The following is an 18,959-nucleotide window of genomic DNA, read 5'->3' as shown; positions in this document are numbered from 1 at the left end:
GACCGTGCCTCCCGAATGCGCGGAACCGGCTCAGCCGGAGGACCGCGGCCATACTAAGGTAAGGATTACCTAACCAAAAGGCCATGGCCTCGGAGATTGCCGAGTCGCCCACTACGCTTAAGGCCTGCCTAACCTAAGGGAGTTGGCTGTTGGAGACCGCAAGGTGACCGGGGGCAAGCGTGTCCGCCCCGTCGTTATGGTGACGCTGCTGAGCACGGTCCTGGCCGGGCTCTGTCTGGCGTCCATCGCCGTCGGCGCGGCCGGAATACCGCTCGACGACGTGGTGCGGGCCCTGTCCGGCCACCCGCCGAGCCGGCTCGTCGACAACATCGTCTGGACCGCGCGGGTCCCCCGCACCACGCTCGGCCTCACCGCCGGCGCGGCACTGGGCCTGGCCGGGGCGCTCATGCAGGCGCTGACGCGCAATCCGCTCGCCGACCCGGGAGTCCTCGGGGTCAGCGCGGGGGCGTCGTTCGCCATCGTGGTGGCCGTGGGGGTGTTCGGGTTCGGCTCGTTCTACGGCTACGTCTGGTTCGCCTTCGCCGGCGCCCTCGCGGCGAGCGTGCTGGTCTACTTCCTCGGCGGGCTCGGCCGTTCCGGGCTGACGCCGGTCAAACTGGCGCTCGCCGGCATCGCGGTGACCTCGATGCTGTCCTCCCTGACGAGCGCGATCGCGCTCACCGACCCGGACGCCCTGGACCGCTACCGCTTCTGGTCCGCGGGCTCGATGGCCGACCAGGACTCGACCACCGTGCTGCGCATCCTGCCGTTCCTCGCCGTGGGCGCGGTGCTGGCGCTGGCCTGCGCGCCCGCCCTCAACAGCCTGGCCCTGGGCGACGACGTGGCCGCCTCGCTCGGGCGCCGACTGGGTCTGGTCCGCCTCCAGGGCGTCGCCGCGATCACCCTGCTCACCGGCGCCGCGGTCGCGGTGATCGGCCCCGTCGTCTTCGTCGGACTGGTCGTGCCGCACATCGCCCGGGTGCTGGCCCGGTCGGCGGGCCTCGGCCCGGACCACCGCTGGCTGCTGCCGCTCTCCGCCGTCCTCGCCCCGTGTCTGCTGCTCACCGCCGACATCCTCGGCCGGGTCGTGGCCCGGCCGACCGAGGTCCAGGCGGGCGTGATCGTCGCCTTCATCGGCGGCCCGTTCTTCATCGCCCTGGTCCGCCGCCGGCGCCTGGCGGAGGTGTAGCGTGCCCGATCCCGTGATCACCGGACCGACCGTGAACTCCACTCCCAACCCGAAGGCGGGCGGCGCCGGTTCGGGCCGGCCGCCGCTGTCGTCCTCCTTCCGCGCCTACCGTCTCGCCGTGCCCCCCGTCTCGGGAATCCTGCGGCCCCGGCTCGTCGCGCTGTGCTCGGTGCTGGGCGTCGGCACCTTCCTGCTGTTCTGCTGGGGCCTGACGATCGGCGACTATCCGATCGGCTTCGCGGACGTCGTACGCGCCCTGGGCTCCTCCGGGGACCCCGGCACCGTGCTGGTCGTCCAGGACCTCCGGCTGCCGCGCGCGCTGGTCGGGCTCCTCGCCGGAACGGCGTTCGGCGTCTCGGGCGCGCTGTTCCAGACGATGACCCGCAATCCCCTGGCCAGCCCGGACATGATCGGTCTCACGCAGGGCGCCGGCACCGCCGTGGTCGCCGGCCTCGTGCTCGGCTGGGACGCGGGCCTCGGGACCCAGTCGCTCGGTCTGCTCGGCGCGCTGGCCACCGCCTTCCTCGTGTATCTCCTCGCCTGGCGGCGCGGCACCACCGGATACCGGATCATCCTGGTCGGCATCGGCGTCTCCTGGATGTGCGCGAGCGCCACCGACTACCTGATGGCCAAGGGCGGACGCTTCGAGGCGCAGGCCGCCCTGGGCTGGCTGGTGGGCAACCTCAACGGCCGCACCTGGGAGGAGACCCGGCCGCTGGCCGTCGCGCTGGCGGTGCTGCTGCCGGCGGCGCTGCTGCTCGGCCGGCTGCTGCGCACCCTCCAGCTCGGGGACGAGGTCGCCACCGGCCTCGGCACCCGGGTACAGCTCGTCCGGCTGTCCATCCTGCTCACCGGGGTCGGCCTCATCGCCTTCGCCACCGCGGCGGCCGGCCCCGTCGCCTTCGTCGCGCTGGCCGCCCCGCAGATCGCCCAGCGTCTGGCCCGTACCGCCTGGCCCCCGACCGTCGCCTCCGGGCTCACCGGAGCCTTGGTGGTCCTGGGCAGCGACCTCATCGCCCGCACCCTCGTCTCCGGCACGGAACTCCCGGTCGGCATCGTCACCGGCGTCCTCGGCGCGCCGATCCTGCTCTGGCTGCTCGTCCGCGCCAACCGCGCGGGTTCAGGAGGTTGATCCCATGTCGGCGAATCCCCTGTCGGCGGACGCCCCGCCGGCCGACCGCGTGCCGGGAGCGGGCCCGGACCTGCGGGCCACCGGTCTGCGCCTGGCCTACGACAACCGGACCGTGGTGGACGGCCTGGACCTCGTCGTCCCGCCGGGCCGGATCACCGCGATCGTCGGCGCCAACGCGTGCGGCAAGTCCACGCTGCTGCGCGCCCTCGCCCGGCTGATGACACCCCGGACCGGCACCGTCCAACTGGACGGCAGGGCGCTGCACTCCATGCCGTCACGGGAGCTCGCGCAACGGCTCGGCATCCTGCCGCAGAGTCCCGTCGCGCCGGAGGGGCTGACCGTCGTCGACCTGGTCAACCGCGGCCGCTCGCCGCATCAGACCTGGTGGCGGCAGTGGTCGAGGGCGGACGAGGAGGCCGTGCGGGCGGCGCTGGCCGCCACCGGCATGACGGAGCTCGCGGACCGGCCCGTCGACGAACTGTCCGGCGGACAGCGCCAGCGCGCCTGGATCGCCATGGCGGTGGCGCAGGGCACCGAGGTCCTGCTCCTCGACGAACCGACGACCTATCTGGACCTGGCGCACCAGATCGACGTACTGGACCTCATCACCGATCTCAACCGGCGGGAGCACCGGACCGTCGTGATGGTGCTGCACGACCTCAACCAGGCGTGCCGGTACGCCGATCACGTCGTCGCCATGAAAGCCGGGCGGATCGTGGCCGAGGGCCCCCCGGCCGAGGTCATCACCGTCGCGACCGTCGAGGACGTCTTCGATCTGAACTGCGCGATCACCACGGACCCGGTGAGCGACACCCCGCTGGTCATTCCGATGGGACGGCACCACGGCGCGCCCACCCTGGAGACCGCGGCCCGGGCCGACTGAGCGGTCCCCGCTCCGGGTCCGGGCCCCTTCGAGTCCGGCCGGCCGCGCGGGACCGTCCCGTGCGGCCGGGTGGAACCGGCGATCGCCCGCCGGGGGTGAGGGACCACCGCCCGGCTACCCCCCGGCGTCCGGCACGATCGTGGTGCCGCGGCTCCCGGCGAGCCCGTGGAGGAGTGCGTGCGGCGCGCGGCCGTCGAGGACCCGGGCCGTCGCCACGCCCTCCCGGACGGCCCGCAGGCACGCCTCCATCTTCGGCGCCATGCCGCCGTCCAGCCGGGGCAGCAGCGACTCCAGCTCGGCGGCGCTGACGCGATCGACGACGTGGTCGCTGTCCGGCCAGTTCGCGTACAGGCCCGGCACATCGGTCAGGACGACCAGCGCGTGTGCTCCGAGTGCGGCGGCCACCGCCCCCGCCGCGGTGTCCGCGTTGACGTTGTAGACCTGGCCGTCCTCACCACGGCCCACGGAGGACACCACGGGAATGTGACGATGCCTCAGTAATAGTGCGAGAACGGCCGTGTTGACGCGGACCACGTCTCCGACCAGTCCGATGTCCACCCGCTCGCCGCCCACTTCGGCGAACCGTTTCACGGCGGTGAGCGTGCGCGCGTCCTCGCCGCTGAGCCCGACGGCGTACGCGCCCCGCTCGTTGAGCAGCCCGACCAGTTCCTTCTGGACCTGTCCGGAGAGCACCATCCGCACCACGTCCATCGTCTCGGGCGTGGTGATCCGGAGCCCGCCCAGGAAGGCGGACTCGATGCCCAGCCGGTCCAGGTGGGCGCCGATCTGCGGGCCGCCGCCGTGCACCACGACCACCCTGACCCCGCCCCGGCGCAGGGCGAGGACGTCCTGGGCGAAGGCCCGCCGCAGCGGCGGGTCCGCCATCGCGTGGCCGCCGTACTTGACGACGACCGTGCGGCCGCGCAGCCGCTCGACCGGGGCGATCGGGTCGGCGAGGCCGAGCGGAGCGCTCACGGACGGGCCGTGAGGTAGCCGCCCATGGTCCGGAAGTAGTCGGTGGCCGCGTGCTCGGCCCCGTCCTCGGTGCGCACCCGCCGGACCAGGAGCCCGGGCAGCCGGCCGTTCCTGGCCTCCGCTCCCGCCACAATGACGATCCCGTCGTCCTCGCGGATGAAGATCCGCCCCGGCGTACCGCCGTAGCGTCCGCGGGACACGGCGGCGTCGACGACGCGGAGCCGCTCGCCGCGATGGTGGGTGAAGGCGTTCGGGTACGGGTCCGACTGGGCGCGCACCAGGCGTTCCAGGTCCTCGGCCGGCCAGGTCCAGTCGATACGGCTGTCCTCGGCGGAGCGCTTGTGGAAGAAGCTCGCCCTGCCGCGGTCCTGCGGTATCCAGCGGGCCCGGCCGGAGGCGATCAGGCCGAGGGACTCGGTCACGACCGGCGTGATCAGGTCCACGGTGCGGTGGAAGAGGTCGGTCACCGTGTCGGTCGCCCCGACCGGGACCGCGCGCTGCAACAGGATGTCCCCGGCGTCCAGTTCGGCGTTCATGCGGTGCGCCGTGACACCGACCTCGCGCTCGCCGTTGATCAGCGCCCAGATGAGGGGCGAGAAGCCCGCGTAGGCCGGCAGCAGCGAATCGTGGATGTTGAGCGTGCCGTGCGGGGGAAGGTCGAAGACCTCCGGGGGAAGCACGGTGCGCCAGTTGTTGGCGACGATGATGTCCGGCGCCGCGTCCCGCAGCGCGGCGAGGAGTTCGGGGTCGTCGGGCCGGTTGCGCAGCAGCACCGGGATGCCGTGCTTGTCGGCGAGGTCGGCCACGGAGTCGTCCCAGATCTTTTCGTAGGCGTGCTCGCTCTTGGGATGGGTGACCGCCAGCACCACCTGGTGGCCGGACTCCAGCAGGGCCTGGAGCGTGCGATGCCCCCAGGTCTGGTAGCCGAACATGACGACCCGCATAGTCGATCCTCTCCTGGAGACCACCATTGCAAGGTAAGGCTAACCTTATTTACCATCAGGGGCGCCCAAGGGAAGGGAAGTTGCGGTGAACGCACTGGACGACGAACCGGACGCCATACACGACGTACTCGGGATCGGTTTCGGCCCGTCAAATCTCGCACTGGCCATCGCCATCGAGGAACACAACGCCCAGGCATCGACCGAGGACCGGATCCGCGCGGAGTTCCTGGAGCGTCAGCCCTCCTTCGGCTGGCACCGCGGCATGCTGATCGACGACGCCACGATGCAGGTCTCCTTCCTCAAGGACCTGGCCACGATGCGCAACCCCACCAGCGACTTCACCTTCCTCTGCTTCCTGCGGGAACGGGGCAGGCTGGTCGACTTCCTCAACGCGAAGACGCTCTTCCCGCTGCGGATCGAGTTCCACGAGTACTTCGTGTGGGCCGCGTCCCGGCTCTCGCATCTCGTCCGCTACGACTCGGAGGTCGTCGCCGTCGAACCGGTGACCGGCGAGGACGGCGAGGTCCGCTGGTTCGACGTGACCAGCCGGGTGCCCGGTGACCTCGAGCGCACCATCACCCGGCGGGCCCGCAACCTGTCGGTGGCGGTCGGCCTGGAACCGCATCTGCCGCCGGACACGACGCTCTCCGACCGTGTCTGGCACAACAGCGAACTGGTCCCCCGGGTCACCGAGTTGGCCGTCTCCGGCACTCCTGTCGAGCGGATCCTGGTCCTCGGCGCGGGCCAGAGCGGGGCCGAGGCGGTCGACTATCTGCACCGGTCGTTCCCCGCGGCGGAGATCTGCGCGGTCTTCGCGAAGTACGGCTACACACCGGCCGACGACAGTCCCTTCGCCAACCGGATCTTCGACCCCGAGGCGGTGGACGTGTACTTCCGGTCCACGCCCGAGGTGAAACAGTCCCTGGTGGACTACCACCGCGGCACCAACTACTCCGTGGTGGACATGGACCTCATCGAATCGCTGTACGCCACCATGTACCGCGAGAAGGTGCTGGGCAAGGAACGTCTGCGCCTGCGCAACGTCTCGCGCATCCGTGACGTGCGGGCCCAGGACGACCTGCTCGACGTCACGGTGGAATACCTCCCCACCGGCGAAAGGGAGACCATCTCCTGCGATCTGCTCGTCCACGCGACCGGCTACCGCCCCCGGGACCTGGACACGCTGCTGGGCCGGGCCGGGAAACTGTGTCTGCGCGACGACAAGGACTCGCTGCTCGTCGGCCGCGACCACCGGGTGGAGTTCTCGCCCGAGGTGACGGCGGGCGTCTACGTGCAGGGCGCGACCGAGCACACGCACGGCCTCACCTCGACCCTGCTGTCCACCACCGCCGTCCGCTCCGGGGAGATCCTCGATTCCCTGCTCACCCACCGCGCGGCCCAGACGGTTCCGGCGACCGACTGCTCCGCCTGAACTCAGCTGTGCCGTACGACAGTTGACCCCGGACAGGCCGACGCACCCCGGTACGCCGACCTGTCCGGCGCCACCGAGAAACCATCCGTGTCTCCACGGCATATCGCGCCGCAACTTAAGGTAGCCTCACCTAAGTTTCCGTCGTCCGTCCTTCCCGGAGGGGTATGGATGAGTGCCGCACACCCGTCGGGGCGCAGCGTCCTGAGAGGCTCGGTCGAGGGACAACGCGCACGCGTGGCGCTCGGCACGCTCCTCGCCTCCGGGCACCAGATCGGCGAGGCCCTCGTCCCCACCCTCATCGGCGTCGTCATAGACCGGGCCGTCACGGGATCCGACTCCGGCGCCCTCGTGCTGTGGCTCGCTGCCCTCGGCGCCGTCTACGCCGGCCTCGCCCTCAGCTTCCGGATCGGCGCCCGGTCCGGTGAACTGGCCGCCGTCCGGGCCGAACACACCCTGCGGGTCACCCTCGTACGACGGGTCCTGAGCCCGGGGGGCGGGACCGAGGAGGGCAGGCTGCCCGGCGCTCTGGCCAGCATCGCGACCGAGGACGCCAAACGCGTCGGCGCGGTCAACCTGGCGCTGACACTGGGCTTCTCCTCGCTCGTCGGCATCACCACCTGCGCGGTCGTCCTGCTGAGCACCTCGGTCGCCCTGGGACTGGTCGTCCTGGTGGGCACCCCGGTCCTGCTGTGGCTCGGGCACCTGCTGAGCAAGCCGCTGGAATCACGCAGCGAGGCCGAGCAGGACCGGGCCGCGCACGCCTCGGCCATCGCCGCGGACCTGGTCACCGGACTGCGGATCCTCAAGGGCATCGGGGGCGAGCCCGCCGCCATCGAGCGCTACCGCGCCACCAGCCGCGACTCGCTGCGCGCCACCCTGCGCGCGGCCCGGGCACAGGCCTTCCAGAGCGGCATGGTGCTCGCGCTGACCGGCTGCCTCATCGCCGCGGTCGCCCTGGTCGGCGGCCGGCTGGCCGCCCAAGGAAGCATCAGCCTGGGCCAGTTGGTGTCGGCGGTCGGGCTCGCCCTCTTCCTCGTCGGCCCCCTTGAGGTCCTCGCCTGGGTCAACGCCGAACTCGCCCAGGGCCGGGCCTCGGCCACCCGGATCGCGGAGGTGCTGGCCACCGCGCCCGCCGTCACCTCGGGCGGCAGCCCCCTGCCCCAGCCGGTACGGGGCGCCGTACGGCTGGCCGGCCTCCGCCACGGCGGACTGCGCGACATCGACCTCGACGTCGCCCCCGGCGAACTGGTCGGCGTGGTGACCACCGACCCGGCGCACGCCGCCGACCTGCTGCGCTGTCTGAGCCGGCGCGGCGACCCCGACGCGGGATCGGTCGAGCTGGACGGGGTGCCCCTGCGCGACCTGGACCCGGCCGAGATCCGTACGGCGATCCTCGTGGCCGAGCACGACGCGGACCTCTTCGAGGGCACGATCCTCGGCAACGTCACGGCCGCCGCTCCCGGGACGAGCGCTCCCGAGGCCGCGATGACGGCGGCCGGGGTGACCCAGGTGTCCGAGACCCTGACCGACGGCGAACACACGGCGGTCAGCGAACGGGGCCGGTCGCTGTCCGGCGGACAGCGCCAACGGGTCGCCCTGGCCCGCGCGTTGGCGGCCGACCGGCCCGTCCTCGTGGTCCACGAACCGACCACGGCGGTCGACACCGTCACCGAGGCCCGCATCGCCTCGGGCATCCGTGAACTCCGCAAGGGCCGCACCACGTTGCTCGTCACGACCAGCCCCGCGCTGCTCTCCGTCACCGACCGGGTGCTGCTCATCCACGACGGCCGGGTCACCGACACGGCCCCGCACGCCGACCTGGTGCGCCGCCACGAGATCTACCGTTCGGCGGTGCTGGCATGAGCGCGGACGCGGCGGACGTGACCGGCGAGATCACGACCGCTCGCGAACTCCTGCCCACGGCGACCCCGGCCAGGACGCGGGCCGCCCTGCGCGAACTGGTCCGCCCCCACCGCCGTACGGCTCTCGCCTGCTTCGCGACGATGGTCGCCGCCACCGCCGTGGGACTCCTCGTCCAGCCACTGCTGGGGCACATGGTGGACCTCGTCGCCGGCCACCGGCCGCCCGGCGATCTCACGCTGCCCGCCGTCCTGCTGGTCGTGGTGGCGCTGGTCCAGGGCGGCGCGACGGCGCTCGGGCTGTCGCTCGTGTCGCAACTCGGCGAGAGCGTCCTCGCGCGGCTGCGCGAGCTGTTCGTGGACCGGGCGCTGCGCCTGCCGCTGGAGCAGGTCGAGAAGGCGGGCACCGGGGACCTCAGCGCTCGCGTCACCCGGGATGTCGCACGGGTCGGCGAGGCCGTCCGTTCGGCCCTGCCCGAGCTGGTCCGCTCGGTCCTCGCCATCGTGCTCACGCTCGTCGCGATGGCGGCGCTGGACTGGCGTTTCCTGCTCGCCGCCCTGATCGCCGTCCCCGTACAGGCGCACACCGCGCGCTGGTACGTCCGCAACGCCGTGCCCCTGTACGCCCGCGAACGGATCGCCACCGGGGCCCAGCAGCAGCAGTTGCTGGACACCATCGCGGGGGCCGGCACCGTACGCGCGTACCGCCTGGAGGAGGAGCACACCGCGCACGTCACCGAACGCTCCTCCGCGGCCGTGGGGATGACGATGCGCGGGGTCGAGCTGGTGCTGCGGTTCTACAACCGGCTGCACGTAGCCGAGTACACCGGCCTCGCCGCCGTGCTGGTCACCGGGTTCTTCCTGGTGCGCGCCGGATCGGTGAGCATCGGCACGGCCACCGCGGCCGCCCTCTACTTCCACAGCCTCTTCTCGCCGGTCAACTCGGCCCTCGTCCTCCTCGACGACGCCCAGACGGCGACGGCGGCGCTCAACCGGCTGGTCGGCGTCACGGACGGCCCCGCCGACGGACCGGCACCGGCCGCCGCCGACACCGGTTCCGCCGACCCCACCGACCCCGGTTCCGCCGACAGGAACACCGGTGGCGAACCGTCCACCCAGGGCACCGAACCGTCGCCCGGCGCGGTCACCGTCGTCGGTGTCGACCACGCCTACGAGCCGGGCCGGCCGGTGCTGCGGGACGTGCACCTCACGCTGCGGCCCGGGGAGCGGGTGGCCCTGGTCGGCCCGAGCGGCGCGGGGAAGACCACCCTGGCCAAGCTCATCGCCGGTGTGCACCGGCCTGCCTCCGGCTCCGTCCGTCTGCCCGGCGCGAGGGCGGCGGGCGGGCTGTCCGTCGCCCTGGTCACCCAGGAGACGCACGTCTTCGCCGGGCCGCTCGCCGCGGACCTGCGGCTGGCCCGGGACACGGCCGGCGACGACGAACTGCGGGCCGCGCTCGCCACCGTCGACGCGCTCGACTGGGTCGAGGCCCTGCCCGACGGACTCGCCACCGTCGTGGGCGAGGGCGGCCACCGGCTCACCCCCGCCCAGGTCCAGCAACTCGCCCTGGCCCGCCTGGTGCTGGCCGATCCGCCGGTGGCCGTCCTCGACGAGGCGACGGCCGAGGCCGGCAGTACCGGCGCCCGGCTTCTGGAGAGGGCCGCGGCCCGGGCGATCGAGGGGCGCACGGCCCTCGTCGTCGCCCACCGCCTCACCCAGGCCGCCGCCGCGGACCGGATCGTCGTCATGGAGGACGGCCGGATCGTGGAGAGCGGCCACCACGACGAACTGTGCGCGGCGGACGGGACCTACGCCTCCCTCTGGCAGGCCTGGTCCGGCACGCGCGCGCACGCCGACCACCCCCCGCACACCGACACCGCTCCGACCCCGAAGGACCACTGATGCTCGGCTCTTTGAGAGGCACACGGCTCGCCGCGGCCCTCGCCTCCGTCCTCATGCTCTTCAGCACCGTCGCGGCCTGCGGCTCCCCGGGGAGCACCGACGACGCCGGTTCCGCGAAGCCCGCGGCCCCGGGCAAGGCGTGGCCCGTCACGATCGCGCACAAGTACGGCAGCACGACCATCACGTCCGAACCCCGGCGGATCGTCACGGTGGGCCTCACCGACCAGGACGCCGTGCTCGCGCTGGGCAAGGTGCCCGTCGGTACCACCGAATGGCTCGGCGGCTACAAGGGAGCCATCGGCCCCTGGGCCGCCGGCAAGGCGGCCGGCAAGGCGGCCGGCGCCACGACGCCGACCGTCCTGAAGGACACCGGCACCGGCCCGCGGACGGAGAAGATCGCGGCACTGCGCCCCGACCTGATCCTCGCCGTCTACGGCGGCCTCACCAAGGCGCAGTACACGACCCTGTCCAAGTTCGCCCCCGTGGTGGCCCAGCCGAAGGAGTACAACGACTTCGGCGTGCCGTGGCAGAAGCAGACCGAGATCATCGGAAAGGCGCTCGGCCAGGAGTCCAAGGCCGAGTCGCTGGTCTCCGGCGTCGAGGCCGACATCAAGGCCGCCGCCGCGAAGAACCCCGCGTTCGCCAAGTCCACCGCCGTCATGGCCACCCCGTACGAGGGCATCTTCGTCTTCGGCAGCCAGGACCCCCGTTCCCGACTGCTCACCGGCCTCGGCTTCACCCTTCCGGCCGACCTGGACAAGGTCATCGGTGACGAGTTCGGCGCCAACATCAGCAAGGAGCGCACCGACCTGCTGGACACCGACGCGATCGTGTGGATCGTCTCGGACACCGCCGAGGACGAGGCCAAACTGCACAAGGACGCCCTGTACGCGGACCTGAAGGTCGCGCGGCAGAACCGCGAGGTCTACATCAAGGAGACCAGCGACTACGGCAACGCGGTGTCCTTCGTCAGCGTGCTGAGCCTGCCGTACATGCTCGACCGGCTGGTGCCGCAACTCGCCGCCGCCGTCGACGGCGACCCCGCGACGAAGGTGCCCGCGCCGGCGGACTGACGACCGTCTCCGGCGGGCCGCGCACCCCCGCCGGACGGCTGAGATCTGGATCACCGACAGCAAGAGGTCAAGGTCACAGCCTGGGCCTCTGCTGTCTCCCTAGTCCTCTGACCTAGCATCCGAGCATGACAGTCCTGCCCAACGACGGGCTCGCGCTGGCCGCCGAGTTCCCTTCCGCGACCCATGACCAGTGGCAGCTCCTGGTAGAAGGTGTGCTGCGCAAATCGGGCAAGGAGGTCTCGGGCGCGGCCGCCGAGGACGCGCTGTCCACCTCGCTCGAGGACGGTCTCGCCACCAAGCCCCTGTACACCGCGCGCGACACGGCCGCCGACGCCGGCTTCCCCGGCTTCGCCCCCTTCGTCCGGGGCGGCAGGCCCGAGGGCAACACCGTGGGCGGCTGGGACGTACGGCAGCGCCACACGGCGGCGGACAACGCCCTGGTCCTCGGCGACCTGGAGAACGGCGTCACCTCGCTGTGGCTCACGGTCGGCGAGGGCGGCGTTCCGGTCTCCTCGCTCGAAGCGGTCCTGGACGGCGTCTACCTCGATCTGGCGCCCGTCGTCCTCGACGCGGGTCGTGACGTCGAGGCGGCGGCCCAGGAGTTGCTGCGGCTGTACGCGGCGCGAGGCGTCGCACCGGGTGCCGCGCGCGGCAACCTCGGCGCGGACCCGCTCGGCCACGAGGCCCGTACGGGCACGGCGATGGACTTCGCCCCGGTCGTCCCGCTCGCCCTGCGGTGCGCGGACGCGTACCCCGGACTGCGGGCCCTGACCGTCGACGCGCTCCCGTACCACGAGGCGGGCGGCTCGGCCGCGCAGGAACTGGGCGCCTCGCTGGCGACCGGCGTCGCCTATCTGCGCGAGCTGACCGAGGCGGGCCTGTCCGTCGAACAGGCCTGTGCGCAACTGGAGTTCCGGTACGCGGCGACCGCCGACCAGTTCCTGACGATCGCCAAGCTGCGGGCGGCGCGCAGGCTGTGGGCACGGGTCGCCGAGGTGTGCGGGGCGCCGGCCGCGGGTGCGCAGACGCAGCACGCCGTGACCTCGCCGGTGATGATGTCGCGCCGCGATCCGTGGGTGAACATGCTGCGCGCGACCATCGCGACGCTCGCGGCCGGTGTCGGCGGCGCCGAGTCCGTCACCGTCCTGCCCTTCGACCACGCGCTCGGTCTGCCGGACGCGTTCGCGCGGCGCATCGCCCGCAACACCTCGACGATCCTCATCGAGGAGTCGCACCTGTCCCGGGTGATCGACCCGGCGGGCGGCTCCTGGTACGTGGAGAAGCTGACCGACGAACTCGCCCACGCGGGCTGGGAGTTCTTCCAGGGGATCGAGCGGGACGGCGGCCAGGCCGCGGTCCTGCGCTCGGGCCGGCTGGCGCGCGACCTGGCGGACACCTGGGCGGCCCGCTCGGTGAAGCTCGCCAAGCGGCGCGAACCGATCACCGGAGTCAGCGAGTTCCCGCACCTGGCGGAGCGGCCGGTGGAGCGCGAGCCCGCTCCCGAGGCACCCTCCGGGGGCCTGCCGCGGGTACGCCGCGACGAGGCGTACGAGGCGCTGCGGGCCCGCTCCGACGCGCATCTCGCCGCCACCGGGTCCCGCCCCCGGATCTATCTCGCCACGATCGGCCCGGCCGCCGCGCACACCGCGCGCAGCACCTTCGTCGCCAACCTGTTCCAGGCCGGCGGCATCGAGCCCGTCACGGACGGCTCGTTCGAGCACAGCGGGGCCACCGAGGCCGTCCTGTGCTCCAGCGACGCGCTGTACGAGGAGCGGGCCGCGAGCACGGCCGAGGCCCTCGCCGCGGCCGGGGCCCGGCACGTCTTCCTGGCCGGCCGCCCCGCGGACCACGCCGGTGTCGACTCCTACGTCTTCGCGGGCTGCGACGCCGTCGCCGTCCTCTCCGCCACCCTCGACCGCATGGGAGTGTCCTCCTGATGGGAATCCCCGACTTCTCCGGGATCGACCTGGGGACGCCCACCGCCGATGGCGGCGCCGACGAGTGGAAGGCCGCCGCCGGCAAGGCCACGGGCGCCGGTGACGCTTTCTGGGAGACGCCGGAGGGCATCGCGGTCAAGCCGCTGTACACCGGCCGTGACGTGGAGGGCCTCGACTTCCTGGACACGTACCCGGGCATGGCACCGTATCTGCGCGGCCCGTACCCGACGATGTACGTCAACCAGCCGTGGACGATCCGCCAGTACGCGGGCTTCTCCACCGCCGAGGAGTCCAACGCCTTCTACCGCCGCAACCTCGCCGCGGGCCAGAAGGGCCTGTCGATCGCCTTCGACCTGCCCACGCACCGCGGTTACGACAGCGACCACCCCCGGGTGACGGGCGACGTCGGCATGGCGGGCGTGGCCATCGACTCCATCTACGACATGCGTCAGCTCTTCGACGGCATCCCGCTGGACAGGATGACCGTGTCGATGACGATGAACGGCGCCGTGCTGCCGGTGCTGGCGCTCTACATCGTGGCGGCGGAGGAGCAGGGCGTACCGCCCGAGAAGCTGGCCGGAACCATTCAGAACGACATTCTGAAGGAGTTCATGGTCCGCAACACCTACATCTATCCGCCGAAGCCGTCGATGCGGATCATCTCCGACATCTTCGCGTACACCTCGCAGCGGATGCCGCGCTACAACTCCATCTCCATCTCCGGGTACCACATCCAGGAGGCGGGCGCGACGGCCGACCTGGAGCTGGCGTACACCCTCGCGGACGGTGTGGAGTACATCCGGGCGGGCCGCGAGGCGGGCCTGGACGTGGACGCGTTCGCGCCGCGGCTCTCGTTCTTCTGGGCGATCGGCATGAACTTCTTCATGGAGATCGCCAAGATGCGGGCGGCGCGCCTGCTGTGGGCCAAGATGGTCCGGCAGTTCGACCCGAAGAACGCCAAGTCCCTCTCCCTGCGCACCCATTCACAGACGTCCGGCTGGTCGCTGACCGCTCAGGACGTGTTCAACAACGTGACGCGTACGTGCGTGGAGGCCATGGCGGCCACCCAGGGCCACACCCAGTCGCTGCACACCAACGCGCTGGACGAGGCACTCGCCCTGCCCACCGACTTCTCCGCTCGGATCGCCCGCAACACCCAGCTCCTGATCCAGCAGGAGTCCGGTACGACCCGGGCCATCGACCCGTGGGGCGGCAGCGCCTACGTGGAGAAGCTGACGTACGACCTCGCCCGCCGGGCCTGGCAGCACATCGAGGAGGTCGAGGCGGCGGGCGGCATGGCACAGGCCATCGACGCCGGCATCCCGAAGCTCCGGATCGAGGAGGCGGCGGCCCGCACCCAGGCCCGCATCGACTCCGGCCGCCAGCCGGTCATCGGCGTGAACAAGTACCGCGTGGAGACCGACGAGCAGATCGACGTCCTCAAGGTCGACAACTCCTCCGTCCGCACGCAGCAGATCGAGAAGCTGCGCCGGCTGCGCGCCGAGCGCGACGACCGGGAGGTCCAGGGCGCGCTCGAGGATCTGACACGGGCGGCGGCCGGCGAGGGCAACCTGCTGGAGCTGGCGGTGCGCGCGGCCCGCGCGAAGGCCACAGTCGGTGAGATCTCCGACGCCCTGGAGAAGGTGTACGGGCGGCACGCGGGCCAGATCCGTACGATCTCCGGGGTGTACCGCAACGAGGCAGGGGAGTCCCCGTCCGTGGACCGTACCCGCACGCTGGTGGACGCGTTCGAGGAGGCCGAGGGCCGGCGCCCGCGCATCCTGGTCGCCAAGATGGGCCAGGACGGTCACGACCGCGGCCAGAAGGTGATCGCGACCGCTTTCGCCGACCTGGGCTTCGACGTCGACGTCGGCCCGCTGTTCCAGACGCCGGGTGAGGTCGCCCGTCAGGCGGTGGAGGCGGACGTGCACATCGTGGGCGTCTCGTCGCTGGCCGCCGGGCACCTCACCCTCGTACCGGCGCTGCGCGAGGAACTCGCGGCGGAGGGCCGGGAGGACATCATGATCGTGGTCGGCGGGGTCATCCCGCCGCAGGACGTGCCGACGCTGCTGGAGATGGGCGCCGCTGCGGTCTTCCCGCCCGGGACGGTGATCCCGGACGCGGCGTACGACCTCGTCCAGCGGCTCTCTGCCGACCTCGGGCACGACCTGTGATCCCACTCGACACCTATGTCAAGGGTGTGCTCGACGGGAAGCGGGCGCTGGTCGCCCGCGCCATCACGCTCGTCGAGTCCACCCGGCCCCAGCACCGGGCGCTGGCACAGGAGTTGCTGACCGAGCTGCTCCCGTACAGCGGGAAGGCCCGGCGGATCGGCGTCAGCGGGGTGCCGGGCGTGGGCAAGTCGACGTTCATCGACGCATTCGGCACGATGCTGACCTCGCTCGGGTTCCGGGTAGCGGTGCTCGCCGTCGACCCGTCCTCCACCCGTACGGGCGGCTCGATCCTCGGTGACAAGACGCGTATGGAGCGTCTGGCCGTGGACCCGGCCGCGTTCATCCGCCCCTCCCCCACCGCCGGCACGCTCGGCGGGGTGGCGAAGGCGACCCGCGAGTCGATCGTGGTGATGGAGGCGGCCGGCTACGACGTGGTGCTGGTGGAGACCGTCGGCGTCGGCCAGTCCGAGACGGCGGTCGCGAACATGGTCGACTCCTTCCTGCTGCTGACGCTGGCGCGTACCGGGGACCAGTTGCAGGGCATCAAGAAGGGTGTCCTGGAGCTGGCCGACGTGATCGCCGTCAACAAGGCGGACGGCCCGCACGAGCGTGACGCGCAGTCGGCAGCGCGTGAACTGGCGGGCGCGCTGCGGCTGATGCACGGCAAGGACGCCGCCTGGACGCCGCCGGTGCTGAGTTGCAGCGCCCGTGAGTCGGCGGGTCTGGACACGCTCTGGGACCGTCTGGAGCAGCACCGGGTGCTGCTCGACTCGACCGGCCGTCTCGCCGAGAAGCGCCGTGACCAGCAGGTGGACTGGACCTGGACGATGGTCCGGGACGAGCTGCTCGGCCGTCTGCACGCCGATCGGGCCGTACGGGCCGTCGCCCCCGACCTCGAACGGCAGGTCCGCGAGGGCGGGTTGACGGCGACGCTCGCGGCGGAGCGGATTCTGAAGGTCTTCGGCGGCGAGGGCCGCTGACGCGAACGGCGGTGGCGGGGCAGGTCGGAGCCCGGCCACCGCTCGGACCCACAACACGACAGGCCCCCGGAGAGATCCGGGGGCCTGTCGTGTGTGTGCCGGTGGTTCAGTTCGCGGCGGGAACGGATCGGCCCGAAGGAGCTGTCGCGGGCCTGGGGTTGAGCATGCGCTCGGCCAACTCGCCGAAGACCAGGCCGAATCCGGCCCACAGGACGGTCTGGATGGCGAGGGCGGAGAGCCTGAACCGCCAGAGCAGGGTGGCCGGGAAGTCCTTGGGCACCTCGTTGATGACGGGCAGGAACTCGTAGGCGAGTCCGATCACGACGGCGAAGGCGGCCACCGCGACCACGGTGGCGTACCAGGTGCCGAGGCTGGGCGCGAGGCGCTTGCCGAGGATGGTGGCTCCCACCGCGAGAAGCACGCTGAGGACCATCATCAGGAAGTACAGGGTGGTCCGCTTGCCGATGGTGTCGGGGTCGCCGACCGACGGCGGGTTGGCCGGGTACTTCAGGAACGGCACGACGTACACGGCCAGGAGCGCGGTCCCGGACAGCAGGAGCGCGGTCGCGCGCGGGCCGAAGCGGCCCACTCGGCCGAGGGCGAAGCAGTAGGCGAGCGCGGCGATTCCGCCGAAGGAGACGCCGTAGACCAGGACGCCGGTGGCGAGGCCCGCGGTGGACTGGAGGCTGCGGGAGACGAGTTCGACCTCGTGCCCGTGTGCGTGGGAGTGGGCCTCCTCGAAGCCGATCGCGCTGTCGACGCTCGGTTCACCGAGCAAGTAGGCGACGACCAGGGCCAGTACACCGGCCGCGAGGCCGGCGAGCATGCCGCGTACGAGGAGGTTTCTTACCGTTGCGGAGTTCATGATGAGCGCTCTCCCTCGCGTCAGTGGCAGGGGAAGCCGAGCAGGTGGCGGGCGTCGTGCACCCACTCGTGGACGTCCTCGCCGGAGACGACGGAGGTGGCGCCCTGTTCGGCGCCGACGAAGTACAGCAGGACCAGCATCAGGATGCCGAAGAAGGCCGCCCAGGGGACGATCGCACCGATCGGCAGCTTGGCGGGGAGAGCGGGGGTGGTGGCTGTCGGCGGAGCGACGGTCTGCGCCATGGCAGGACCTCCTCGGGAGTTCGCGTCCCATCTCGGTGGTGCACAGGATGACGCCTACGGGTCTGACTCACGAGGCCCAGCGTGGCTGGGACGTCTCGTTCACAGTGGCGCGACCGTGCCGGATTTCCGCCGGCTTCCGTCTTGACGTCATCGATATCGGACCGACCGTACCGCGTGGCGCGTTTCTGGCCAAGACCGCGCCGACCGGGGTGATCTTCCTCTCGTCCCAGGTGACGCGCCGGTCCTCAGTGCCGCCCCGGGTCCGTTCAGGTGCCGGACTCGCCGTCGGACAGGCCGAGTTCGCGTTCGCCCAGGGGTGTGAAGAAGCGCTCGACGTCGGCGTCGGTGACCTCGGCGAGTGTGGCCGGGGACCAGCGCGGCTCGCCGTCCTTGTCGATGATCTGGGCCCGGACGCCTTCCACCAGGTCGGGTGCGGACAGGGCGGCGCAGGAGACGCGGTACTCCTGGTCGAGCACCCGCTCCAGCGATCCGAGCCGCCGGGCCCGGCGCAGGGAGGCCAGCGTGACCTTCAGGGCGGTGGGCGAGTTGCCGAGCAGGATCTCCGCCGTCTCCTTGGCGGCCGGGTCGTCGGCCGCGAGGAGCCGCCGGATGATCTCCTCGACGGTGTCGGCGCCGTAGCAGGCGTCGATCCACTCGCGCCGCTCGGCGAGTTCGGCCGGCGGGGCGGGCCGCGCGTGAGTGGCCAGGGCCTCGGCCACGGACCCTTCCGCGAGGTCGGACAGGAACCGTCGGAGCGAGGAGGACGGCAGACAGTGGTCGGCGAGGCCGCACAGCAGCGCGTCCCCGGCGCCGATCGAGGCGCCTGTCAGGGCGAGATGGGTGCCGAGTTCGCCCGGGGCGAGGGCGAGCAGACGGGTGCCGCCGACGTCGGGGACGAAACCGATGCCGGTCTCGGGCATGGCGACGCGTGAGCGCTCGGTGACGATCCGGACGCTGCCGTGCGCCGAGACACCGACTCCGCCGCCCATCACGATGCCGTCCATCACCGCCACGTACGGCTTGGGGTAGCGGGCGATACGGGCGTTGAGGTGGTATTCGTCGCGCCAGAACGCGGCCGACGCGGTGCCGTCCCCGTCGCGCGCGTCGTCGTGGACGACCCGGATGTCGCCGCCCGCGCACAGGCCGCGTTCCCCGGCGCCGGTGATGACGACGGTCTCGACGGCGGGGTCGTGTTCCCAGGCGGTGAGCGCCCGGTCGATCCGGCGCACCATCGCGTGGTTCAGGGCGTTCAGCGCCCTGGGCCGGTTGAGGACGATGTGGCCGGCCCGTCCTTCGGTGCGCAGCAGGACGGATTCCTCCGCTCCGGGCATCGGGGTGCCGTTCATCCGGACACCCCGCTCGGGCGGCGGGT

General features: G+C 72.1%; 15 protein-coding genes and 1 riboswitch. Of the genes, 10 read left to right on the top strand and 5 right to left on the bottom strand.

Features of this window, described 5'->3' with window-relative positions:
* The first annotated feature begins 196 nt into the window (after positions 1–196).
* From ACIQ7M_RS18005 to ACIQ7M_RS17995, 3 genes are all read left to right on the top strand, one after another.
* Positions 197–1,189 (top strand): FecCD family ABC transporter permease, encoded by a 993-nt coding sequence (locus ACIQ7M_RS18005; RefSeq protein ID WP_403645894.1) that lies wholly within the window; start codon positions 197–199, stop codon positions 1,187–1,189.
* 85 nt (positions 1,190–1,274) lie between these two features.
* Entirely contained in the window at positions 1,275–2,321 is a 1,047-nt protein-coding gene (locus ACIQ7M_RS18000) for a FecCD family ABC transporter permease (RefSeq protein ID WP_403645891.1), read from the top strand.
* Between the two features lie 4 nt (positions 2,322–2,325).
* Complete coding sequence (locus tag ACIQ7M_RS17995; RefSeq protein WP_403645005.1) at positions 2,326–3,204, top strand: ABC transporter ATP-binding protein; 879 nt, start codon at positions 2,326–2,328, stop codon at positions 3,202–3,204.
* 114 nt (positions 3,205–3,318) lie between these two features.
* Here the strand turns inward: ACIQ7M_RS17995 and argB are convergent, their stop codons facing one another.
* Both argB and ACIQ7M_RS17985 read right to left on the bottom strand, forming a co-directional pair.
* Positions 3,319–4,179: an acetylglutamate kinase gene (gene argB / locus ACIQ7M_RS17990; protein ID WP_403645002.1), complete on the bottom strand. Its 861-nt coding sequence runs from the start codon at positions 4,177–4,179 to the stop codon at positions 3,319–3,321.
* Complete coding sequence (locus ACIQ7M_RS17985; RefSeq protein WP_355771136.1) at positions 4,176–5,123, bottom strand: methionyl-tRNA formyltransferase; 948 nt, start codon at positions 5,121–5,123, stop codon at positions 4,176–4,178. The genes argB and ACIQ7M_RS17985 overlap by 4 nt, the downstream gene beginning before the upstream one ends.
* 85 nt (positions 5,124–5,208) lie before the next feature.
* Between ACIQ7M_RS17985 and ACIQ7M_RS17980 the strand changes: the two genes are divergently transcribed.
* The 7 genes from ACIQ7M_RS17980 (at position 5,209) to meaB (ending at position 16,480) form a co-directional block, all read left to right on the top strand.
* Entirely contained in the window at positions 5,209–6,555 is a 1,347-nt protein-coding gene (locus tag ACIQ7M_RS17980; protein WP_403644999.1) for a lysine N(6)-hydroxylase/L-ornithine N(5)-oxygenase family protein, read from the top strand.
* 168 nt (positions 6,556–6,723) lie between these two features.
* Positions 6,724–8,418 (top strand): ABC transporter ATP-binding protein, encoded by a 1,695-nt coding sequence (locus ACIQ7M_RS17975; RefSeq protein ID WP_403644996.1) that lies wholly within the window; start codon positions 6,724–6,726, stop codon positions 8,416–8,418.
* Complete coding sequence (locus ACIQ7M_RS17970) at positions 8,415–10,316, top strand: ABC transporter ATP-binding protein (RefSeq protein ID WP_403644993.1); 1,902 nt, start codon at positions 8,415–8,417, stop codon at positions 10,314–10,316. The genes ACIQ7M_RS17975 and ACIQ7M_RS17970 overlap by 4 nt, the downstream gene beginning before the upstream one ends.
* The gene (locus ACIQ7M_RS17965; protein ID WP_403644990.1) at positions 10,316–11,389 is read left to right on the top strand and encodes an ABC transporter substrate-binding protein; all 1,074 of its coding nucleotides are present in this window, start codon (positions 10,316–10,318) and stop codon (positions 11,387–11,389) included. The genes ACIQ7M_RS17970 and ACIQ7M_RS17965 overlap by 1 nt, the downstream gene beginning before the upstream one ends.
* Before the next feature lie 125 nt (positions 11,390–11,514).
* Positions 11,515–13,326, top strand: coding sequence for a methylmalonyl-CoA mutase family protein (locus ACIQ7M_RS17960; protein ID WP_403644987.1), 1,812 nt, complete (start codon positions 11,515–11,517; stop codon positions 13,324–13,326).
* On the top strand, positions 13,326–15,500 hold the full coding sequence (gene scpA / locus ACIQ7M_RS17955; protein ID WP_403644984.1) for a methylmalonyl-CoA mutase: 2,175 nt from the start codon (positions 13,326–13,328) through the stop codon (positions 15,498–15,500). Before ACIQ7M_RS17960 ends, scpA begins: the two co-directional genes overlap by 1 nt.
* The gene (gene meaB, locus ACIQ7M_RS17950; protein ID WP_403644981.1) at positions 15,497–16,480 is read left to right on the top strand and encodes a methylmalonyl Co-A mutase-associated GTPase MeaB; all 984 of its coding nucleotides are present in this window, start codon (positions 15,497–15,499) and stop codon (positions 16,478–16,480) included. The genes scpA and meaB overlap by 4 nt, the downstream gene beginning before the upstream one ends.
* Positions 16,481–16,586: 106 nt before the next feature.
* On the opposite strand, the gene ACIQ7M_RS17945 is transcribed toward meaB, so the two are convergent.
* From ACIQ7M_RS17945 to ACIQ7M_RS17935, 3 genes are all read right to left on the bottom strand, one after another.
* Complete coding sequence (locus ACIQ7M_RS17945) at positions 16,587–17,345, bottom strand: CbtA family protein (RefSeq protein WP_389842783.1); 759 nt, start codon at positions 17,343–17,345, stop codon at positions 16,587–16,589.
* A 20-nt stretch (positions 17,346–17,365) separates the two neighbouring features.
* Complete coding sequence (locus tag ACIQ7M_RS17940) at positions 17,366–17,587, bottom strand: CbtB-domain containing protein (protein WP_355775546.1); 222 nt, start codon at positions 17,585–17,587, stop codon at positions 17,366–17,368.
* A gap of 40 nt (positions 17,588–17,627) precedes the next feature.
* Positions 17,628–17,772: riboswitch (cobalamin riboswitch) on the bottom strand.
* An 81-nt stretch (positions 17,773–17,853) separates the two neighbouring features.
* Complete coding sequence (locus tag ACIQ7M_RS17935; RefSeq protein WP_403645888.1) at positions 17,854–18,918, bottom strand: enoyl-CoA hydratase/isomerase family protein; 1,065 nt, start codon at positions 18,916–18,918, stop codon at positions 17,854–17,856.
* Between the last annotated feature and the right edge of the window lie 41 nt (positions 18,919–18,959).

Origin of the sequence: Streptomyces sp. NPDC096324 (assembly GCF_044763015.1) — a bacterium.
Lineage (GTDB): Bacteria > Actinomycetota > Actinomycetes > Streptomycetales > Streptomycetaceae > Streptomyces.
Note: the sequence above shows the minus strand (reverse complement) of the source record. Positions and strands in the feature narration are given on the sequence as shown.

What these genes read in the sequence shown, in the direction of transcription:
- ACIQ7M_RS18005 (WP_403645894.1), top strand. Translation starts at nt 197, where the DNA reads ATGGTGACGCTGCTGAGCACGGTCCTGGCCGGGCTCTGTCTGGCGTCC.
- ACIQ7M_RS17995 (WP_403645005.1), top strand. Translation starts at nt 2,326, where the DNA reads ATGTCGGCGAATCCCCTGTCGGCGGACGCCCCGCCGGCCGACCGCGTG.
- ACIQ7M_RS17985 (WP_355771136.1), bottom strand. Translation starts at nt 5,123, where the DNA reads ATGCGGGTCGTCATGTTCGGCTACCAGACCTGGGGGCATCGCACGCTC.
- ACIQ7M_RS17975 (WP_403644996.1), top strand. Translation starts at nt 6,724, where the DNA reads ATGAGTGCCGCACACCCGTCGGGGCGCAGCGTCCTGAGAGGCTCGGTC.
- ACIQ7M_RS17970 (WP_403644993.1), top strand. Translation starts at nt 8,415, where the DNA reads ATGAGCGCGGACGCGGCGGACGTGACCGGCGAGATCACGACCGCTCGC.
- ACIQ7M_RS17965 (WP_403644990.1), top strand. Translation starts at nt 10,316, where the DNA reads ATGCTCGGCTCTTTGAGAGGCACACGGCTCGCCGCGGCCCTCGCCTCC.
- ACIQ7M_RS17960 (WP_403644987.1), top strand. Translation starts at nt 11,515, where the DNA reads ATGACAGTCCTGCCCAACGACGGGCTCGCGCTGGCCGCCGAGTTCCCT.
- scpA (WP_403644984.1), top strand. Translation starts at nt 13,326, where the DNA reads ATGGGAATCCCCGACTTCTCCGGGATCGACCTGGGGACGCCCACCGCC.
- ACIQ7M_RS17945 (WP_389842783.1), bottom strand. Translation starts at nt 17,345, where the DNA reads ATGAACTCCGCAACGGTAAGAAACCTCCTCGTACGCGGCATGCTCGCC.
- ACIQ7M_RS17940 (WP_355775546.1), bottom strand. Translation starts at nt 17,587, where the DNA reads ATGGCGCAGACCGTCGCTCCGCCGACAGCCACCACCCCCGCTCTCCCC.
- ACIQ7M_RS17935 (WP_403645888.1), bottom strand. Translation starts at nt 18,918, where the DNA reads ATGCCCGGAGCGGAGGAATCCGTCCTGCTGCGCACCGAAGGACGGGCC.